The organism is Kosakonia sp. AG348 (assembly GCF_003337365.1).
GTDB lineage: Bacteria > Pseudomonadota > Gammaproteobacteria > Enterobacterales > Enterobacteriaceae > Kosakonia.
The window spans coordinates 38,096-54,105 of record NZ_QPJR01000013.1 but is presented as its reverse complement, the minus strand read 5'-3'; the positions used below and the strand labels follow the sequence as shown (position 1 = coordinate 54,105).

Here is a 16,010-nt window from a genome sequence, read left to right as displayed (position 1 = left end):
GTGACCGCAGTAAATCGCGGGCGTTACGCGCCATCTGATCCGCCACCGTTTCCGGGTAGTGCGGAAGATGCTATCCGCTACGCTTACGCGTGGAATCAGCCGCGGCCAGCGGAAGGGTGGGAAACAGACACCAGGCGTGATGGCTTCGGCTATCTCACACCCAACGGCACGCGAAAACAGCTCACCTTTGCCGATCTGGCCGAAGAAGACGAAAAGCCCGATCGCTGCAAATTCCTGCGCCGCCGCCTGGCGGCTTTGCCGCAGTACCTCCGCCACCACTATGCCCGCAAGCTGGAAACGCTGGACGCGCGCGATCGCCGGGCTGGCGACCGCTGGCTGATTAACACCTTCGAACGCCACATCCTTTCCCGTATCGACACCGTTAACGAACGTTATTCGCCGGTGGGCGTAACACCCGGCGCACTGCTGCCGGTGCGCGAGCAGCTTTTGCGGTTGTTATGGGCGAGGAAAAAAGAGCTAAAACGCCTCGCGTATACGCTTGTCGATATCTTTACCAGCGAGTTTATACGCGAGTCGAATTACCAGCTTTCCCGCACTGGTGATCCGGCGTTCGCTGCGCTTTCCGGTTATGGCCGCATTGCTTCGCTGGCGCGTCATCTGAATACGCCGATCCCCGGCTGGTCTGCATACTGCAAAGAAGAGCTGGAAGCGGAAGACGCATTACGCATTGTGCTGCGTCTTGAGTCGCCCAAATGGTGGCTCAACCGCCTGCGCCGTATTCACGCGCGCTGGCGTGAACATTTGCTGATCGCCGCCGGTTACGTGCAGAAAAAATCCACGCCATATGCCAGCGCGCCATGCGTCAGCGAGTGGCACGCGCAAAAGAAGGCGAACACCAGATTTTTGCAAGCGATGGAGCTGGAAGACTAGGACACCGGCGAACGCACATCCCTGATCGATAAAGTTGCCGGGAGCGTGGCGAACCCGGCGAACCGCCGCCGGGAACTGATGACCAGAATGCGCGGGTTTGAAGATCTGGCGCAGCTACAAGGGCTGGTTGGTGATTTCTATACGTTAACCGCGCCGTCAAAGTTTCACGCGATGCAGCATGACGGCAAGCGCAACAACAAATACACCGGCGCATCACCACGGAAAACCCAGAAATACCTTTGCAACGTGTGGGCGAAAGTGCGCGCCGCGTGGAAGCGCCACGGCATTCGCGTTTTCGGTTTCCGCGTTGCGGAGCCGCACCACGACGCGACACCACACTGGCACTTATTGCTGTTCATGCGCCCCGATCACGTCGGGCTGGCGCGCGCCACTTTCCGCCAGTACGCGCTGGAGGAAGACGGCAACGAGCCGGGCGCAGACGAGAACCGCTTTAAAGTCGTGCCGATCGACAACGCGCGCGGCGGCGCGACGGGCTACATAGCCAAATACATTGCAAAGAATATCGATGGCTTCGCGCTGGACGATGAGAAGGACGACGAAACCGGCGAAGACCTGAAAGCGATGTCACGCCGCGTCAGCGCCTGGGCTTCACGCTGGGCGATTCGCCAGTTTCAGCAAATCGGCGGCGCGCCGGTCACGGTGTATCGCGAGCTTCGCCGCATGCGCGATCGCGATCTCACGCTTCACCCGGACATTTCACCGGCCCACGTTGCGGCCGATAGCGGCGACTGGGCCGGGTATATCACGGCGCAGGGCGGACCGCTGGTCACCCGCGACGCGCTGCGCGTGCGCCTGAGTTATGAAACCACGGAAAACGGTAATGACTTCGGCGATGACGTGTCGCGGATCTCCGGCGTCTATTCGCCGCAGGCGGGAAAAGATTCTTTAATTTTTACCCGCACCAGCGCTTACAAAATCGTGCCGAAGCTGAAGGCCGACGACACTGGCGAAAAGTTGGGCTTTTCAGGCGGCAGCGCCGCCCCTCGGAGTTCTGTCAATAACTGTACGCGGCAGGCCGCGCAAGGGTTTGACGGAGATTTACATGCCGACAGCGACGCAGCTGCACCGGCAGAAATAGCGGTGTTTGCCGGTGATGGCGCGACGGTGAATGTTGATGCGCTGACGCGCAAAGAGAAGCGGGAAATTGCGCAACGTTTAACCAGTGACGTTAAGCGGAAAAGGAGGAAACGGGGAACGCCGACACCGCCGCCGATATTAGAAGGACGCGAAACGATGATCGCGGAATTGCTGGCGGCCAAAGGGCTGGAGAGCAGCCCGGCGCTGGTGAAATCGGTGATGGCTGGCGCGGCTATCGCCTGCGGTGATCTGGTTTACAGCGTGGTGGACGGGCGCCTGGTTACACGCCGGCGCGGTGAAGACAAATCACCGGCGCGGGTGATGGCGACAAAGCAGCAGACCAGCAGCCTGATCAGCAGGATGAAGGCTGCATTTTGCAGAAAAAATGACGCCGCAGGAGTGGAATAAGGGGGAGGCATTAGTGGCCGATCTGCATCTGGCCGTGTGTGGGGAAGATGAAACGCGGTGAAGATAAATCACCGGCGCGGGTGATGGCGGCAAAGCAGCAGACCAGCAGACTGCTCAGCAGGATGAAGGCGGCATTTCGCAGAAAAAATGACGCCGCAGGAGCGGAATAAGGGGGAGGCATTAGTGGCTGATCTGCATCTGGCCATGTGTGGGGAATACGTCGATGCGATGAAACGCGGTGAAGACAAATCACCAGCGCGGGTGATGGCGGCAAAGCAGCAGACCAGCAGCCTGATCAGCAGGATGAAGGCGGCATTTCGCAGAAAAAATGACGCCGCAGGAGCGGAATAAGGGGGAGGCATTAGTGGCCGATCTGCATCTGGCCGTGTGTGGGGAATACGTCGATGCGATGAAACGCGGCGATAAGCCGGAAGAGTATCGTCTGGTGAACGCATACTGGTCGCGGCGTCTTATTGGCCGCCAGTACGAAAAGCTGATTATCACGACGGGGTATCCGCGCCGCGATGACGCCGAACGCCGGTTGGCGATGCCGTATCGCGGCTACGGGATAAAGACAATCACGCATAAGCACTTCGGCGGCGTACTGGAAAACGTGTTTGCGATCAACGTAACCGCAGCAAAAGAATAACTCCAGTAACCCTAGTGAATTGCATGTTGGGGTTATTGGGGTTACCTTGTTGAGAACAACGGAGCAGGAGATGAACAGCAGGAAGCTGATAGCAGAAATTCAGGCGGATGGGTGGGTGCTGATAAGAGTAACAGGCAGTCATCACCACTTCGTCCATCCAACAAAACCGGGGCTTGTGACGATACCCCATCCTAAAAAAGATTTACCGACTGGCACGGTAAAAAGCATACGAAAACAGGCGGGCATCCAGCCCGCCGTATGAGCGAGGATGTTTATGTATTATCCAATCGCAATCGAGGCCGGCGACGAAAGTCATGCTTACGGTGTGACAGTGCCGGATCTGCCTGGCTGCTTTAGCGCGGGCGATACGCTTGATGAGGCGATCAAGAACGCGAAAGAGGCGATCATCGGGCATATAGAAACGCTGGTCGAGCTGGGCCGCGATGTTCCACCGGTTTCCACCGCGGAAAAGTGGTCAAAAAATCCAGCGTTTGCCGGGTATACGTGGGCGCTTGTCGATATTGATGTGACTCGCCTGCTGGGCGGTTCCGAAAAAATCAACGTGACGCTGCCGCGCTTTCTGATCGACAGAATTGATCGGTGCGTTGCGACACATCCGGAGTACAAAACCCGCAGCGGGTTTCTGGCGCAGGCGGCTTTAGAGAGAATCGCAGGCATCAGATAAACGCAGGAAAACAAGCAGAAAGCCGCCGAAGGGCGGCTTTTTTATGGGTGAAATACGCCTGAAAACTAGCCGCAAAAACGACGTCTTAGCACGCACAAACACCCGGCGGGGCGCGACTTCGGCTGGTCGGCAAAACTGCACAAGAGTAAGGAACAGTTAGTGACGAGGCGGGAGGACAGGCGCGCGTCTTTCGCCATCTTCTCCGGCTTTCCGACCGGGCGAGGATACTGCACAAGCGTGCGATCGCGCGCCCGTTCCCACTCAGAGCGACGTCGCCAGCGATAGATCGGGTTGATGCCCACCCCGATTTTTTCGAAATCTCAATGACCCTATCCACCTGATTTTGCGCGGGTAATGAGGTCTTCGACGATATTCCTGGCGGCAGACTAACGCGCCCGCAGGTTCAACCATCCCGGCTTTGATTGTGGCACGCCTCTGACAAAAGCAACGCTTTGCGCCGGGCGGCCATCGGGGGGGATGATAAGCCAACTGGTTAATATCAACCGCTTATCACTGGCGCTTTGTCACATGCCAGTGATGAATTTTCCGCGTGGCGGTCGGGGGCGCAACAGAATGCCCCCTCGATCAGATTGGCGCGCGTAACTGAGGCGGTGTGAGACGTAAATAAAGGGATTTCGGCTGCAACTGAATTACAGGCAGGAGCGTTGGTTTATCTGCCTGATATCCGGCCGCCAGCGCAGCGAGAGATTGTGCAACTGTGGGACTCAGCGCGATATGAACAATTCAAACAGCGAGAAAAAAACAGTGAAATGGATCGCTACCCATCTGCCCATTATTTATGCGGTTTTGGCCGCTGTCAGCCTCTCTTCGCTGATGAGCCTTTATGACGGCCAGCCAGTTGTGAAGACCGTCACGGGCGCACTGGCCTGCGGCGTCATGACGGCGGTTCTGGCCACGTCTCTGGATTTCTTTGGCCTGCCGATCACCTCCGCAACACTCGTTGGCGCATCCGTAGGATTTATGGGCGCGGAAAAAATTCGGGACAAAATTACCAGTTTCGTCGATAGCCGGAATCGGAGAGTAAAAAGTGGGGAATAACTTTTCATTCAGCCAGCGCAGCGATAGCAACCTGCGCGGCGTGCACCCCGATCTGGCGCGGCTGGCGCGGGCAGCGCTGCAGCTTTCGCCGGTCGATTTTGGCGTGACCGAAGGGCTGCGAACTCTGGAGCGTCAAAAGCAACTGGTAGCCAGCGGCGCAAGCCAGACCATGAAAAGCAGGCATATCACTGGTCATGCGATCGACGTGTTTGCATACCCGACAAACGCTGGCTCCTGGGAGTGGAAATACTATGAGGCGATCGCCGCCGCCTTTAAGCAGGCAAGCGAAGCAATGGGCATCCCGGTCGAGTGGGGCGGCGACTGGCAGACGCTAAAAGACGGCCCGCATTTTCAGTTGCCACACGCGAGTTACCCGGCCTGATGGTGTCGTTTATCGGTCAATACTGGCTGAAGGTCATCACGGTGCTGATAAGTATCGCGCTGTTCTGGGCGGGAGATCACCACGGGGCAATGCAGGCAAATAACGCCTGGCGGATAAAGTGGGCGCAGCGCGATCGGGATGACGCAAACGCGCTGGCGCAACGGCAGGCGCAGGAAAGAGCAGAAGAGCACCGGCGACAGCGCGCAGCCGATGCAGAAAGGAAACAAGCCGATGAGGAACGGGCAAGTGCGCAGGCCGATGCTGATGCTGCTAAGCGTGCTGGCGACAAGCTGCACAAATCAGTCGCCGAACTTCGAAACAGCCTCGCCAGAAGTGAAACCGGCAAACTATCCGCACTTGCAGCAGAACGCGCGACAAGGGAAAAGGCCGGCATATTGCTTGCCGACTTGCTCCGCGAATCTGACGCGGCAGCGGGAGAGTATGCAAAAGAGGCTGACCGGGCTTACACCGCCGGGCGCAGTTGTGAACGGACATATGACGCAGTGACCGGCGTGAAGACGGTCAAAAAGTGAGGAAACATCATGGAAAAAGCACAAATCAGTAAAGTAGTAAAAGACACCTACGTTGTAACCGCCGGGCCAAGCGCGACACGCTTTCTCGACTATCAGGAAGCGATGGATAACCTGCCGCTGCTTATTAAAAACTTCGGTTTCCCGGCAGGGGTAAGCAAAGAAACGGTGTATATGATCCTGGAAACAATTGAATAACCAGTGCAGCGGGCATTCGCAGAGTGCCCGCGACAGTGCGTATTCATTAAGGAACCGGCACATCGTAAACGCCGGTTTACGGTGCTTGGCGGCCGGCAAAAGCGGATTTAAGGCCGTGATCGACAGCGGGAACTGGACGATTACGCGCGGCGTTCATTATATGGCTGGCAGCGGGTTTACCACATCGCCAGCGCCGGAAGTGAAGAGCGCCGACGGGGCGGCAGAAAGTGACGATTCAACAGCGTAGACGTTATACTTGCGGCGATATTAACCCGCAAGAAAGGAGGCGCACGTATGGCATTACGCTGCCCTCGTTGCCGCGCAGCGGCAAAGACCCGAACCAGCACCGAACTAAGCCCATTAGTGCGGCGCAGCTATCACCAGTGCCAGAATCTGACGTGCGGTTACTGCTTCACAAGCATGACCCATATTGATGGCCCGCTAAATGAAGTCAAAACCGTACCCGGCGCAACGGTTCCGGATGTTTTCCCGCGAAGTCACAAGGGGGACGATCAGATATCGTTAGCGCTATAAAAATAACCCGCCTTTCGGCGGGTTTTTTATTTATCGAAACTTTTTCACCTGCTATGTTTTACGCCGGTTAAATAACTATTTCTATGGAGAGAAATAAAATGGCGTTAATTCATTGCCCGGAATGTGGAAAAGAAGTCAGTGATTCCGCATTAAAATGTCCATCCTGCGGGCAGCAAATAAGAAAACCGAAACGAACATTATTCGGGAAAGTGGTAAAATGGATATTTATTATATTCAACATATTTATGATTTATTGCCTATTTGCCGGTGCGGGTGGGAGTGGTGAAGTGATCGATGCCGCAACGACAGAAGCGGAACGCGCAGGCGCGACGATTGGCGCGGGCATCGGCGTGATGCTCCTGGGGGGGATATGGGTTATCGGCGATATTATTATCGGCATGATTGTTTTTCTGACCAGGCCGAAAGCATAAGGAATACATTATGAATAAAAGAATTATATTCATGGTGTTTTTGTTTGCGGCTTTTTCGAAAATATATGCTGCGGATAATATTGATAAGGAAGGTCTGACAACGTGCCAGTCTGAAACAAACAGTGACAGGCGTCTGGCTTGTTACGATAAAATTATGCCACCTGCGGCAACTGCTCATAATAAAACAGCGGAAGGCGCCGGAAAATGGCAGATAGATTCAGAACTATCACCGGTCGATGATTCAAAAAACGTCACTCTCAGCTTGTCTGCTAATCAGCCAATTCGCTCACAATTTGGCGAGACGGTTACACCGGGTTTGTATGTTATATGCCGGGAGAATAAAACCGAGCTATTTATCAATTGGGGCGTATATCTCGGTATGGGGGATACAGAGGTGCTGTACAGGTTGGATAAAGCGAAAGCACAAACCAATTCATGGGGGATCTCTGCTGACAACAAGGCAGCCTTTTACCGGGGCAACACGATCGAGCTTGCCAAAGAGCTCGCAACATCTACCCGCTTATTTCTTCAGGTCACTCCATATGGTGAAAACACGGTGAGCGCAACGTTTGATCTTGCCGGTCTGCCGCAAGCCATTAAGCCGCTTCAGGAAGCCTGCGGCTGGAAATAATTTGCGCAGATTTTTAAACAGACCACCGGGTAGATGCCCGGCCGCTTTGTCGACATGTAGTCAACAGGTAGACAGCTTTTGCAATAAATCCATTTATTACAATTGATTAAAGAGAGAGTTCTTTCCCCATCCCTGTCTTCCCCCACACGATGTGGGGGTTTTTTGCCCGCAATTCCACTGCTTAATTTCCCCATTGCTGTTGCCTGCCTTTCGTTATAATCCCTGCTGGATCCAGGCAGGAGCGTTTATGAATCAATCCTATGGGCGTTTGGTTACCCGGGCAGCAGTTGCGGCGACCGTCATGGCGTCGTCACTGTTGATAATTAAAATATTCGCGTGGTGGTTTACCGGTTCGGTCAGTATTTTGGCGGCACTGGTTGATTCGCTGGTGGATATCGCCGCGTCGCTAACCAACTTGTTAGTGGTACGCTATTCGCTGCAACCGGCCGATGAAGAACATACCTTCGGCCACGGAAAGGCGGAATCGCTGGCGGCGCTGGCACAAAGTATGTTTATTTCTGGTTCGGCGTTGTTCCTGTTTTTGACCGGTATTCAGCACCTTGCTAAACCTGAACCGCTTCGTGATGCTGGCATTGGTATTACGGTCACGCTGATCGCGCTGTTTAGTACTGTGATCCTTGTCACTTTTCAGCGTTGGGTCGTGCGGAAAACCCACAGCCAGGCGGTGCGGGCGGATATGCTTCATTATCAGTCTGATGTTATGATGAACGGCGCAATTCTCATCGCGCTGGGTCTTTCCTGGTATGGATGGCATCGTGCAGATGCATTGTTTGCGCTGGGTATTGGCAGCTATATTTTGTATAGCGCGTTACACATGGGGTATGACGCCGTTCAGGCATTGCTGGACAGAGCCTTACCCGACGAAGAGCGACAGGAAATTTTCACCATTGTCACCTCCTGGCCGGGCGTCAGCGGCGCTCACGATCTTCGCACGCGGCAGTCAGGGCCGACCCGCTTTATTCAAATACATCTGGAAATGGAAGATAACCTGCCGCTCGTTCAGGCGCATCTTATTGCTGAGCAGGTAGAACAGGCGATTCTGCAACGTTTCCCGGGTTCTGATGTGATAATCCATCAGGATCCTTGTTCGGTAGTACCTCAAGGACGATAAGCACGTAGAGGCTTTCGTATTTCGTTGTAAAAAAGTGAGCCAGACCAACTTTTTGTGTATAAATTACCGCCATTTGGTCTGACCTGAATCAATTCAGCAAGCTGGGATTGATATACTATTTGCAGCATAGTTGTTCGCTCCCACAGGGGAGTCGCTTCGGGCCACAGAATTTTATTTTGCATTCCTAAGTTCAGAGGTAGTCATGATTAAAAAAATCGGTGTGTTGACAAGTGGCGGTGATGCGCCAGGCATGAATGCCGCGATCCGCGGTGTCGTCCGCGCAGCATTGACAGAAGGTCTGGAAGTGGCAGGTATCTATGACGGTTACCTCGGCCTGTACGAAGACCGCATGATCCAACTTGACCGCTATAGCGTGTCCGACATGATCAACCGCGGCGGCACATTCCTCGGCTCCGCCCGCTTCCCGGAATTCCGTGAAGAGCATATCCGCGCCGTGGCTATTGAGAACATGAAAAAACGCGGTATCGACGCGCTGGTGGTTATCGGCGGCGACGGTTCCTACATGGGTGCTAAGCGCCTGACTGAAATGGGTTTCCCGTGCATAGGTCTGCCGGGCACCATCGATAACGACGTTGCCGGTACTGACTACACCATCGGTTACTTCACCGCGCTGCAAACCGTGGTTGAAGCCATCGACCGCCTGCGTGACACCTCTTCTTCTCACCAGCGTATCTCTATCGTTGAAGTCATGGGGCGCTACTGTGGCGACCTGACGCTGGCAGCGGCGATTGCGGGCGGTTGCGAGTTTATCGTACTGCCGGAAGTGGAATTCAACCGTGAAGACCTGGTAGCAGAGATCAAAGCGGGTATCGCCAAAGGTAAAAAACACGCCATCGTGGCGATTACCGAGCATATCTGCGATATCGACGAGCTGGCGAAGTACATCGAAAGCGAAACCCAGCGTGAAACTCGCGCTACCGTTCTTGGCCATATTCAGCGCGGCGGCTCTCCGGTACCTTACGACCGCATTCTGGCTTCCCGTATGGGTTCTTATGCGATCGAGCTGCTGTTGCAGGGCTACGGCGGTCGCTGTGTCGGTATTCAGAACGAAAAAATGGTACATCACGACATCATCGACGCTATCGAGAACATGAAACGCCCGTTCAAAGGCGACTGGCTCGACTGCGCGAAAAAACTCTACTAAGTGCAAAAACGCCCTCAATAGCGAGGGCGTTTTTTTATCCCCATTTATTCTCTAAAGTTATAGCAAATCTTTTTTTATTCTTTAATCATTGGATGCCTTTCTGGCAGTCTGACGACATCAAAATCGATAACTTTAAGAGAGCGGGCGATGAATAAATGGGGCTTGGGGATTACATTACTGCTGGCTTCCACCAGCGTTCTGGCAAAGGATATCCAGTTACTAAACGTCTCTTACGATCCAACGCGTGAGCTGTATGAGCAATACAACAAAGCCTTCAGCGCGCACTGGAAACAAGAGACTGGCGACAACGTTGTGATTCGTCAGTCCCATGGCGGCTCCGGCAAACAGGCAACATCGGTTATCAACGGTATCGACGCCGATGTGGTAACTCTGGCGCTGGCCTACGATGTTGACGCGATTGCAGAACGTGGCCGTATCGATAAAAACTGGATCAAACGCCTGCCAGACAACTCCGCTCCGTACACCTCGACCATTGTTTTCCTGGTGCGTAAAGGCAATCCGAAACAGATTCATGACTGGAACGACCTGATTAAACCGGGTGTTTCGGTGATCACGCCGAACCCGAAAAGCTCCGGTGGTGCGCGCTGGAACTACCTGGCGGCCTGGGGTTATGCGCTGCATCAGAACGGCGGCGATCAGGCAAAAGCGCAGGAGTTCGTTAAAGCGCTATTTAAAAATGTAGAAGTGCTGGATTCCGGTGCGCGCGGTGCGACCAATACTTTCGTTGAGCGCGGTATCGGTGATGTACTGATTGCGTGGGAAAACGAAGCGCTGCTGGCAACCAACGAACTGGGCAAAGACAAATTTGAAATTGTCACCCCGAGCGAATCTATTCTCGCAGAGCCGACCGTCTCCGTTGTCGACAAAGTGGCAGAGAAGAAAGGCACTGAGAAAGTAGCGGAAGCCTACCTGAAATATCTCTACTCGCCGGAAGGTCAGGAAATCGCCGCGAAGAACTTCTATCGCCCGCGTGATGCGCAGGTGGCGGCGAAATACGCCAGCGCGTTCCCGAAACTGAAACTCTTCACCATTGATGATGTGTTCGGTGGCTGGACGAAGGCGCAAAAAGAGCACTTCTCCAACGGCGGTACGTTCGACCAAATCAGTAAACGTTAATCTCCCCAAACGCCCTCGTAAGAGGGCGTCTTCTTTTCTGTCTGCGTAAAATCCAGGATTTTCAACTTGCCGGGCAATTTGCGCTATCATTCCGGTTCTTTCAGCAAAGGAAGCGGAAAAAATGAAAACAGTGCGTCGCGTCGTCATTGTTCTGTTGGTGCTGGCCTTACTGGCAGCGGCGGGAGCGTGGTTGTGGTTTAAAAACAGCGGTAACCCGGATGCGCTGCGCCATATCGTTACCGAACAATGTTTACCGAACCTGCGTGAGCATAACTCGCCAAAACCCTGCGCCCAGGTGAACTTGAAAGGCGGCTATGTGCTGATGAAAGATCGCAATGGGCCGCTGCAGTTTTTGCTGATGCCAACGTACCGCATCAACGGCACGGAAAGCCCGTTGCTGCTGCAACCGACAACGCCCAACTTCTTCTGGCAGGCGTGGCAATCCCGCGATGTGATGAGCAAACTGCGTGGCAGCACGGTGCCGGACAACGCCATCTCCTTAACCATTAATTCACGCTCCGGGCGCACACAGAACCATTTTCATATTCATATCTCCTGCCTGCGTCCTGATGTGCGCACGCAACTGAATGACAATGCCGCACGTATCAGCAGCCAGTGGCTGGCATTTCCGGGGGGGCTGCTCGGTCATCAATATTTAGCGCGCCGCGTGACGGAAGCGGAGCTGGTGCAACGCAGCCCGTTTTTGATGCTGGCAGAAGAAGTGCCGGAAGCAAAAGCGCATATGGGCCGCTTCGCGCTGGCATTGGCGCAGCAGGCCGATGGCTCGTTTGTGCTGCTGGCCACCGAGCGTAATCTGTTAGCGCTTAATCGCGCATCGGCAGAGGAAATTCAAGATCATCAATGCGATATCCTGAAATAACCCCACCATAATTCACGTTTACTCCGCCTGCCTGTCACCGTAGACTTGCTGAAAAAAACTACAGGAGACAGGCATGTCGCTCTGGTTTTCTCACCCTCTGTTCCTTCCCTCTGTCATTGTCGGCATCACTATTGTGCTGTGGGCCACCTCGTTATTGCCGGAATTTATCACCGCGCTGCTGTTTTTTACGGCGGCGATGGTGGCGAAAATTGCTCCGCCGGAGGTGATCTTTGGTGGCTTCGCGTCATCGGCTTTCTGGCTGGTGTTCAGCGGGTTCGTGCTCGGTGTGGCAATACGCAAAACCGGGCTGGCGGATCGGGCGGCGAGAGCGTTATCGGCAAAGCTGACCGACTCATGGCTGCAAATGGTCGCAAGCGTCGTACTGCTCAGTTACGCACTGGCGTTTGTGATGCCTTCGAACATGGGGCGCATTGCGCTGTTGATGCCGATCGTCGCGGCAATGGCGGCGCGCGCGGGTATTCACGAAGGCACTCGTTCGTGGTACGGGCTGGCGCTGGCGGTCGGTTTTGGCACTTTCCAGTTATCGGCAACCATTTTGCCCGCTAACGTACCAAACCTGGTGATGAGCGGCGCGGCAGAAGGCTCTTACGGCATTCATCTTAACTATGTGCCTTATCTGTTGCTGCATACGCCGGTGCTTGGCATTTTAAAAGGGCTGATCTTGATTGGCCTTATTTGCTGGCTTTTTCCCGGTCAGCCACGTGCGCCCCGCGAGCAAGCCCCTTCTGAACCGATGAGCCGGGCAGAAAAACGGCTGGCGTGGATGCTGGCGGTGGTGCTGACGTTGTGGGTTACCGAAAGCTGGCACGGCATCGGGCCTGCGTGGACGGGGCTAGCTGCCGCCTGCGTGACGCTGCTGCCGCGTGTGGGGTTTATCACGGGTGATGAATTTTCCAGCGGCGTGAATATTCGCACCTGTATCTATGTGGCGGGAATTCTTGGCCTGGCGATTACGGTGACGCAAACCGGGATCGGTAGCGCCGTTGGTGATGCGCTGCTGCATGTGATGCCGCTCGATCCGACGCGGCCGTTCACCAGTTTCCTGGCGCTGACCGGCATTACCACCGCCCTGAATTTTATTATGACCGCTAACGGCGTACCGGCACTGTTTACTACGCTTGCGCAGAGTTTTGCCGACGCCACCGGTTTTCCGTTGTTGTCAGTGATCATGATTCAGGTGCTGGGATATTCCACGCCGCTGTTGCCGTATCAGGCGTCGCCGATTGTGGTGGCGATGGCGCTCGGCAAAGTCCCGGCGAGATCGGGGATGCTGCTCTGTCTGGCACTGGCAGTGGTGACGTATCTGGTGTTGTTACCGCTGGATTACGCGTGGTTTAGCATGTTGGGGAAATTGTGAGGTAAAACCCTCTCCCGGGTGGGAGAGGGTAAAACAGAATTACGCCTGTTTTGCAGCTTCTGCCGCTTTAACGATCACCGCGAAAGCGTCAGCTTTCAGGGATGCGCCGCCAACCAGTGCGCCGTCGATATCCGGCTGGGTGAACAGCTCAGCTGCGTTGCCAGCGTTAACGGAACCGCCGTACTGAATGATCACTTGTTCAGCCACTTTCGCGTCGGCTTTTGCAATGTGGTCACGGATAAATTTGTGAACAGCCTGTGCCTGTGCCGGGGTCGCGGATTTGCCGGTACCGATAGCCCAAACCGGTTCGTAGGCAATTACCGCGCCTTCGAATGCCGCAGCACCCTGCGTTTTCAGCACGGCGTCGATCTGACGTGCGCATACTTCTTCGGTTTTACCGGCTTCGTTTTCTGCTTCGGTTTCACCGATGCACAGAACCGGCGTCAGACCCTGCGCTTTCAGCACGGCAAATTTCTTCGCGATCAACTCGTCGGATTCTTTGTGGTAAGTACGGCGCTCAGAGTGGCCGATGATGATGTATTTCGCACCAATATCTTTCAGCATTTCGGCAGAGGTTTCGCCGGTGAATGCGCCAGACAGGTTAACGTCAACGTTTTGCGCGCCCAGTACGATGTGGCTGCCGTCAGCGGCATGTTTAGCCAGATCGAGGTACATTTCCGGCGGAGCGATTGAGACAGCACAACCCGTTACGCCAGCCAGCTCGGTACGCAGGTTTGCAACCAGTTCGTTTACCATGTGGCGGCTGCCGTTCAGTTTCCAGTTACCCATCACTAAAGGATGTCGCATTTTTACTCTCCACGCGCTTGGCGAATTAAGGAATATGGCCGCCCCTCAGGGCAGCATGGTCTGTGAAACAGTATAGAGATTCATCCCCTGAAAGGCTTTGCTTTTTGTCATTTATTGTTCTCTTCCAGCGAATCAGATAGCGTCAGCTTAATCGGTTCAACAGCGAAGGTCAGCCCTTTTTCACCGTTGTCTGCTACCACATAGCGAATCGCGCCTTCCGTTTCGGCGTAGTAAGGTTTGTTTTTGCCGTTAGTCAGCAACTTTTGCAGCTTTTGCGTACTTTGTGCGGCGGTTAACGTCGGTGAAAAGGCGCGGATAAACGCCGCCATATACTCCTGAGCTTTTGCTTTCGCCGCTTTTTGCTCTGGACCTTGCACTGGCAGCCAGGTTATCTGCATCGATTTGATTTTCAGCGTACCGCGCTCCAGCGCCGTCGAGGCGTAGAGGTAATCATTGATTTTCGTGGCTGCGCGCGTCAGGTTCGCCTGATCGCCCCGGCTATCTACCGCGCGAAATTCACTGAGCGCCAGCGTCGGGTTATCGGTGTTGAATTTTTCGCGAAACTGACTAATCGACTGATCAAATGTCGGCGCGCCCGGCAATAAATAGGGCGCAGTGGTGGCGGTCGACGGCTCTTCTGCATGAGCCGGTATGCTGAAAACCAGCGCGGAAAAGAGCAGCCAAATGGGATAACGCCATGCTTTCATTCACATCGCCCTCTGTTGAGTTTGCTCACGATTAAAACGATATCGGGCTGGCTTGTCAAAAACTCCCGCCGCCAGGGTAAACTACGCGGCACTACGATAATAAGGAACCTTACATGGGCATACAGCAGTGGTTGTTCTCTTTTAAAGGGCGCATTGGGCGTCGCGATTTTTGGGTCTGGATGATCCTCTGGCTATTGAGTATGACGATGCTGTTCACGCTCGCCAACGGCGGCATGCTCGATTTTCAGATGGCGGCATTTATCCTTGTGTGTCTGATCTGGCCGACAACCTGCGTGATGGTAAAACGTCTGCATGACCGGGGGCGTCACGGCGCGTGGGGTTTTTTGCTGGTGCTGGCGTGGATGCTGTTGTCGGGCAACTGGCAGGTACTGGGCGGTACGCTGGAGTGGACGGTGGGGCGTCTGATCCCGGTGGTGATTATTGTCATGATGGTCATCGACCTGGGCGCATTTGTGGGCACCCAGGGGGAAAATAAGTACGGCAAAGAGACACTGGATGTGAAATACCGCTGATCACCAGTAGTGTTCGGCGGTGATATGCCCGGGGCGGCGGCGCAGATGTTTCGCCATCTGGCGGGTATCTTTCAGTAACTGTGTGGTATCGCGCACCATCTGCGGGTTGCCGCACAGCATCACATGGCTGGTCTCCGCTGTCATCGGCAGCCCGACCGCTTCTTCCAGCGCACCGCTTTCAATCAACGTCGGAACGCGCCCGGTCAGCGAACCGGAAAGGGTTTCCCGGCTGACCACCGTCTGAATCCGCAGTTTCCCTTCATAACGTTTTTGCAGCTCCAGCATTAGCGGTAAATAACTTAAATCCGCCGCGTAGCGCACCGCATGTACCAGCACCAGGTTTTTGAAACGCTCCAGATCTTTGCCTTCCTGCAACATCGACAAGTACGGCCCAATCGCGGTGCCGGTTGCCAGCATCCACAAAGTGTCGCAGTCCGGCACTTCTTCCAGCACGAAGAACCCCGCCGCTTCGCTCACCAGTAACACCTCGTCTCCCGGCTGGAGTGCGGCCAGGCGCGGGCTAAGTTTCCCTTCCGGCACGGTGACAAGGTAGAACTCCAGATCGGGATTGCTCGGGGCGTTCACGTATGAGTAGGCGCGCTGGACGCGCTCGCCGTCAATTTCCAGCCCAAGTTTGGCGAATTGTCCGGCAGTGAAGGGGTGAACGGGGGCATGAACGGTGAGGCTGAATAGCGCATCGGTCCAGAACTGCACCTTTGTGACTTTTCCTGTTACCCAGTCCGCCATGGTTTTCTCCTGTTCTGTAGCGTTGCCT

Annotated in this window: 20 protein-coding genes and 1 pseudogene; 18 read left to right on the top strand and 3 right to left on the bottom strand. The window is 54.8% G+C overall.

What is annotated here, in order from left to right; genetic code table 11:
• From DFO56_RS22735 to DFO56_RS22650, 17 genes and pseudogenes are all read left to right on the top strand, one after another.
• Nucleotides 1-2,397: pseudogene (locus DFO56_RS22735) on the top strand (replication endonuclease).
• A 183-nt stretch (nt 2,398-2,580) separates the two neighbouring features.
• Complete coding sequence (locus DFO56_RS24780) at nt 2,581-2,748, top strand: hypothetical protein (protein ID WP_158539537.1); 168 nt, start codon at nt 2,581-2,583, stop codon at nt 2,746-2,748.
• A 13-nt stretch (nt 2,749-2,761) separates the two neighbouring features.
• Nucleotides 2,762-3,046: a hypothetical protein gene (locus DFO56_RS22730; protein WP_045512339.1), complete on the top strand. Its 285-nt coding sequence runs from the start codon at nt 2,762-2,764 to the stop codon at nt 3,044-3,046.
• Nucleotides 3,047-3,116: 70 nt separating this feature from the next.
• The gene (locus DFO56_RS22725) at nt 3,117-3,308 is read left to right on the top strand and encodes a type II toxin-antitoxin system HicA family toxin (protein WP_045512336.1); all 192 of its coding nucleotides are present in this window, start codon (nt 3,117-3,119) and stop codon (nt 3,306-3,308) included.
• Nucleotides 3,309-3,320: 12 nt separating this feature from the next.
• Entirely contained in the window at nt 3,321-3,731 is a 411-nt protein-coding gene (locus tag DFO56_RS22720; protein ID WP_045512440.1) for a type II toxin-antitoxin system HicB family antitoxin, read from the top strand.
• A 735-nt stretch (nt 3,732-4,466) separates the two neighbouring features.
• Nucleotides 4,467-4,790, top strand: a complete 324-nt coding sequence (locus tag DFO56_RS22710; RefSeq protein ID WP_020455939.1) for a phage holin family protein — start codon at nt 4,467-4,469, stop codon at nt 4,788-4,790.
• Complete coding sequence (locus tag DFO56_RS22705; RefSeq protein ID WP_045512333.1) at nt 4,780-5,172, top strand: M15 family metallopeptidase; 393 nt, start codon at nt 4,780-4,782, stop codon at nt 5,170-5,172. Before DFO56_RS22710 ends, DFO56_RS22705 begins: the two co-directional genes overlap by 11 nt.
• Nucleotides 5,172-5,705: a DUF2514 family protein gene (locus DFO56_RS22700; protein WP_045512330.1), complete on the top strand. Its 534-nt coding sequence runs from the start codon at nt 5,172-5,174 to the stop codon at nt 5,703-5,705. Before DFO56_RS22705 ends, DFO56_RS22700 begins: the two co-directional genes overlap by 1 nt.
• Nucleotides 5,706-5,714: 9 nt before the next feature.
• A complete protein-coding gene (locus DFO56_RS22695) occupies nt 5,715-5,900 on the top strand; it encodes a hypothetical protein (RefSeq protein ID WP_020455942.1) in 186 nt (61 codons plus the stop codon).
• A 294-nt stretch (nt 5,901-6,194) separates the two neighbouring features.
• Nucleotides 6,195-6,434 (top strand): ogr/Delta-like zinc finger family protein, encoded by a 240-nt coding sequence (locus tag DFO56_RS22685; protein WP_071925247.1) that lies wholly within the window; start codon nt 6,195-6,197, stop codon nt 6,432-6,434.
• A gap of 98 nt (nt 6,435-6,532) precedes the next feature.
• Entirely contained in the window at nt 6,533-6,865 is a 333-nt protein-coding gene (locus DFO56_RS22680; protein WP_045512327.1) for a zinc ribbon domain-containing protein, read from the top strand.
• Nucleotides 6,866-6,875: 10 nt separating this feature from the next.
• A complete protein-coding gene (locus DFO56_RS22675; RefSeq protein WP_045512324.1) occupies nt 6,876-7,496 on the top strand; it encodes a type VI secretion system-associated protein TagO in 621 nt (206 codons plus the stop codon).
• A gap of 247 nt (nt 7,497-7,743) precedes the next feature.
• Nucleotides 7,744-8,628 (top strand): CDF family cation-efflux transporter FieF, encoded by an 885-nt coding sequence (fieF, locus tag DFO56_RS22670; RefSeq protein ID WP_020455946.1) that lies wholly within the window; start codon nt 7,744-7,746, stop codon nt 8,626-8,628.
• A 202-nt stretch (nt 8,629-8,830) separates the two neighbouring features.
• Nucleotides 8,831-9,793, top strand: coding sequence for a 6-phosphofructokinase (gene pfkA / locus DFO56_RS22665; RefSeq protein WP_017459651.1), 963 nt, complete (start codon nt 8,831-8,833; stop codon nt 9,791-9,793).
• Nucleotides 9,794-9,940: 147 nt separating this feature from the next.
• Nucleotides 9,941-10,930 carry a sulfate ABC transporter substrate-binding protein gene (locus tag DFO56_RS22660; protein ID WP_020455947.1) on the top strand — a complete coding sequence of 330 codons (990 nt, stop codon included), beginning with the start codon at nt 9,941-9,943 and terminating at the stop codon, nt 10,928-10,930.
• Nucleotides 10,931-11,051: 121 nt separating this feature from the next.
• The gene (locus DFO56_RS22655; RefSeq protein ID WP_045512320.1) at nt 11,052-11,810 is read left to right on the top strand and encodes a CDP-diacylglycerol diphosphatase; all 759 of its coding nucleotides are present in this window, start codon (nt 11,052-11,054) and stop codon (nt 11,808-11,810) included.
• Between the two features lie 73 nt (nt 11,811-11,883).
• Nucleotides 11,884-13,188, top strand: coding sequence for an SLC13 family permease (locus DFO56_RS22650; RefSeq protein ID WP_045512317.1), 1,305 nt, complete (start codon nt 11,884-11,886; stop codon nt 13,186-13,188).
• A 39-nt stretch (nt 13,189-13,227) separates the two neighbouring features.
• Here DFO56_RS22650 and tpiA read toward each other — a convergent pair whose 3' ends face one another.
• On the bottom strand, nt 13,228-13,995 hold the full coding sequence (tpiA, locus tag DFO56_RS22645) for a triose-phosphate isomerase (protein ID WP_017459647.1): 768 nt from the start codon (nt 13,993-13,995) through the stop codon (nt 13,228-13,230).
• Nucleotides 13,996-14,102: 107 nt separating this feature from the next.
• Nucleotides 14,103-14,702: a YiiQ family protein gene (locus tag DFO56_RS22640; RefSeq protein WP_020455951.1), complete on the bottom strand. Its 600-nt coding sequence runs from the start codon at nt 14,700-14,702 to the stop codon at nt 14,103-14,105.
• 113 nt (nt 14,703-14,815) lie between these two features.
• Here DFO56_RS22640 and DFO56_RS22635 point away from each other — a divergent pair, with 113 nt between their 5' ends.
• Nucleotides 14,816-15,235 (top strand): DUF805 domain-containing protein, encoded by a 420-nt coding sequence (locus tag DFO56_RS22635; RefSeq protein WP_045512314.1) that lies wholly within the window; start codon nt 14,816-14,818, stop codon nt 15,233-15,235.
• On the opposite strand, the gene fpr is transcribed toward DFO56_RS22635, so the two are convergent.
• Nucleotides 15,236-15,982, bottom strand: a complete 747-nt coding sequence (fpr, locus tag DFO56_RS22630) for a ferredoxin--NADP(+) reductase (RefSeq protein WP_045512311.1) — start codon at nt 15,980-15,982, stop codon at nt 15,236-15,238. It abuts the gene before it with no gap.
• Between the last annotated feature and the right edge of the window lie 28 nt (nt 15,983-16,010).

Coding starts and splice junctions, on each gene's coding strand:
- pfkA (WP_017459651.1), top strand. CDS start 8,831: ATGATTAAAAAAATCGGTGTGTTGACAAGTGGCGGTGATGCGCCAGGC.
- DFO56_RS22655 (WP_045512320.1), top strand. CDS start 11,052: ATGAAAACAGTGCGTCGCGTCGTCATTGTTCTGTTGGTGCTGGCCTTA.
- DFO56_RS22720 (WP_045512440.1), top strand. CDS start 3,321: ATGTATTATCCAATCGCAATCGAGGCCGGCGACGAAAGTCATGCTTAC.
- DFO56_RS22710 (WP_020455939.1), top strand. CDS start 4,467: ATGAACAATTCAAACAGCGAGAAAAAAACAGTGAAATGGATCGCTACC.
- DFO56_RS22685 (WP_071925247.1), top strand. CDS start 6,195: ATGGCATTACGCTGCCCTCGTTGCCGCGCAGCGGCAAAGACCCGAACC.
- fieF (WP_020455946.1), top strand. CDS start 7,744: ATGAATCAATCCTATGGGCGTTTGGTTACCCGGGCAGCAGTTGCGGCG.
- fpr (WP_045512311.1), bottom strand. CDS start 15,982: ATGGCGGACTGGGTAACAGGAAAAGTCACAAAGGTGCAGTTCTGGACC.
- DFO56_RS22725 (WP_045512336.1), top strand. CDS start 3,117: ATGAACAGCAGGAAGCTGATAGCAGAAATTCAGGCGGATGGGTGGGTG.
- DFO56_RS22640 (WP_020455951.1), bottom strand. CDS start 14,702: ATGAAAGCATGGCGTTATCCCATTTGGCTGCTCTTTTCCGCGCTGGTT.
- DFO56_RS22680 (WP_045512327.1), top strand. CDS start 6,533: ATGGCGTTAATTCATTGCCCGGAATGTGGAAAAGAAGTCAGTGATTCC.
- DFO56_RS22660 (WP_020455947.1), top strand. CDS start 9,941: ATGAATAAATGGGGCTTGGGGATTACATTACTGCTGGCTTCCACCAGC.
- DFO56_RS22695 (WP_020455942.1), top strand. CDS start 5,715: ATGGAAAAAGCACAAATCAGTAAAGTAGTAAAAGACACCTACGTTGTA.
- DFO56_RS22635 (WP_045512314.1), top strand. CDS start 14,816: ATGGGCATACAGCAGTGGTTGTTCTCTTTTAAAGGGCGCATTGGGCGT.
- DFO56_RS22700 (WP_045512330.1), top strand. CDS start 5,172: ATGGTGTCGTTTATCGGTCAATACTGGCTGAAGGTCATCACGGTGCTG.
- DFO56_RS22650 (WP_045512317.1), top strand. CDS start 11,884: ATGTCGCTCTGGTTTTCTCACCCTCTGTTCCTTCCCTCTGTCATTGTC.
- DFO56_RS22675 (WP_045512324.1), top strand. CDS start 6,876: ATGAATAAAAGAATTATATTCATGGTGTTTTTGTTTGCGGCTTTTTCG.
- tpiA (WP_017459647.1), bottom strand. CDS start 13,995: ATGCGACATCCTTTAGTGATGGGTAACTGGAAACTGAACGGCAGCCGC.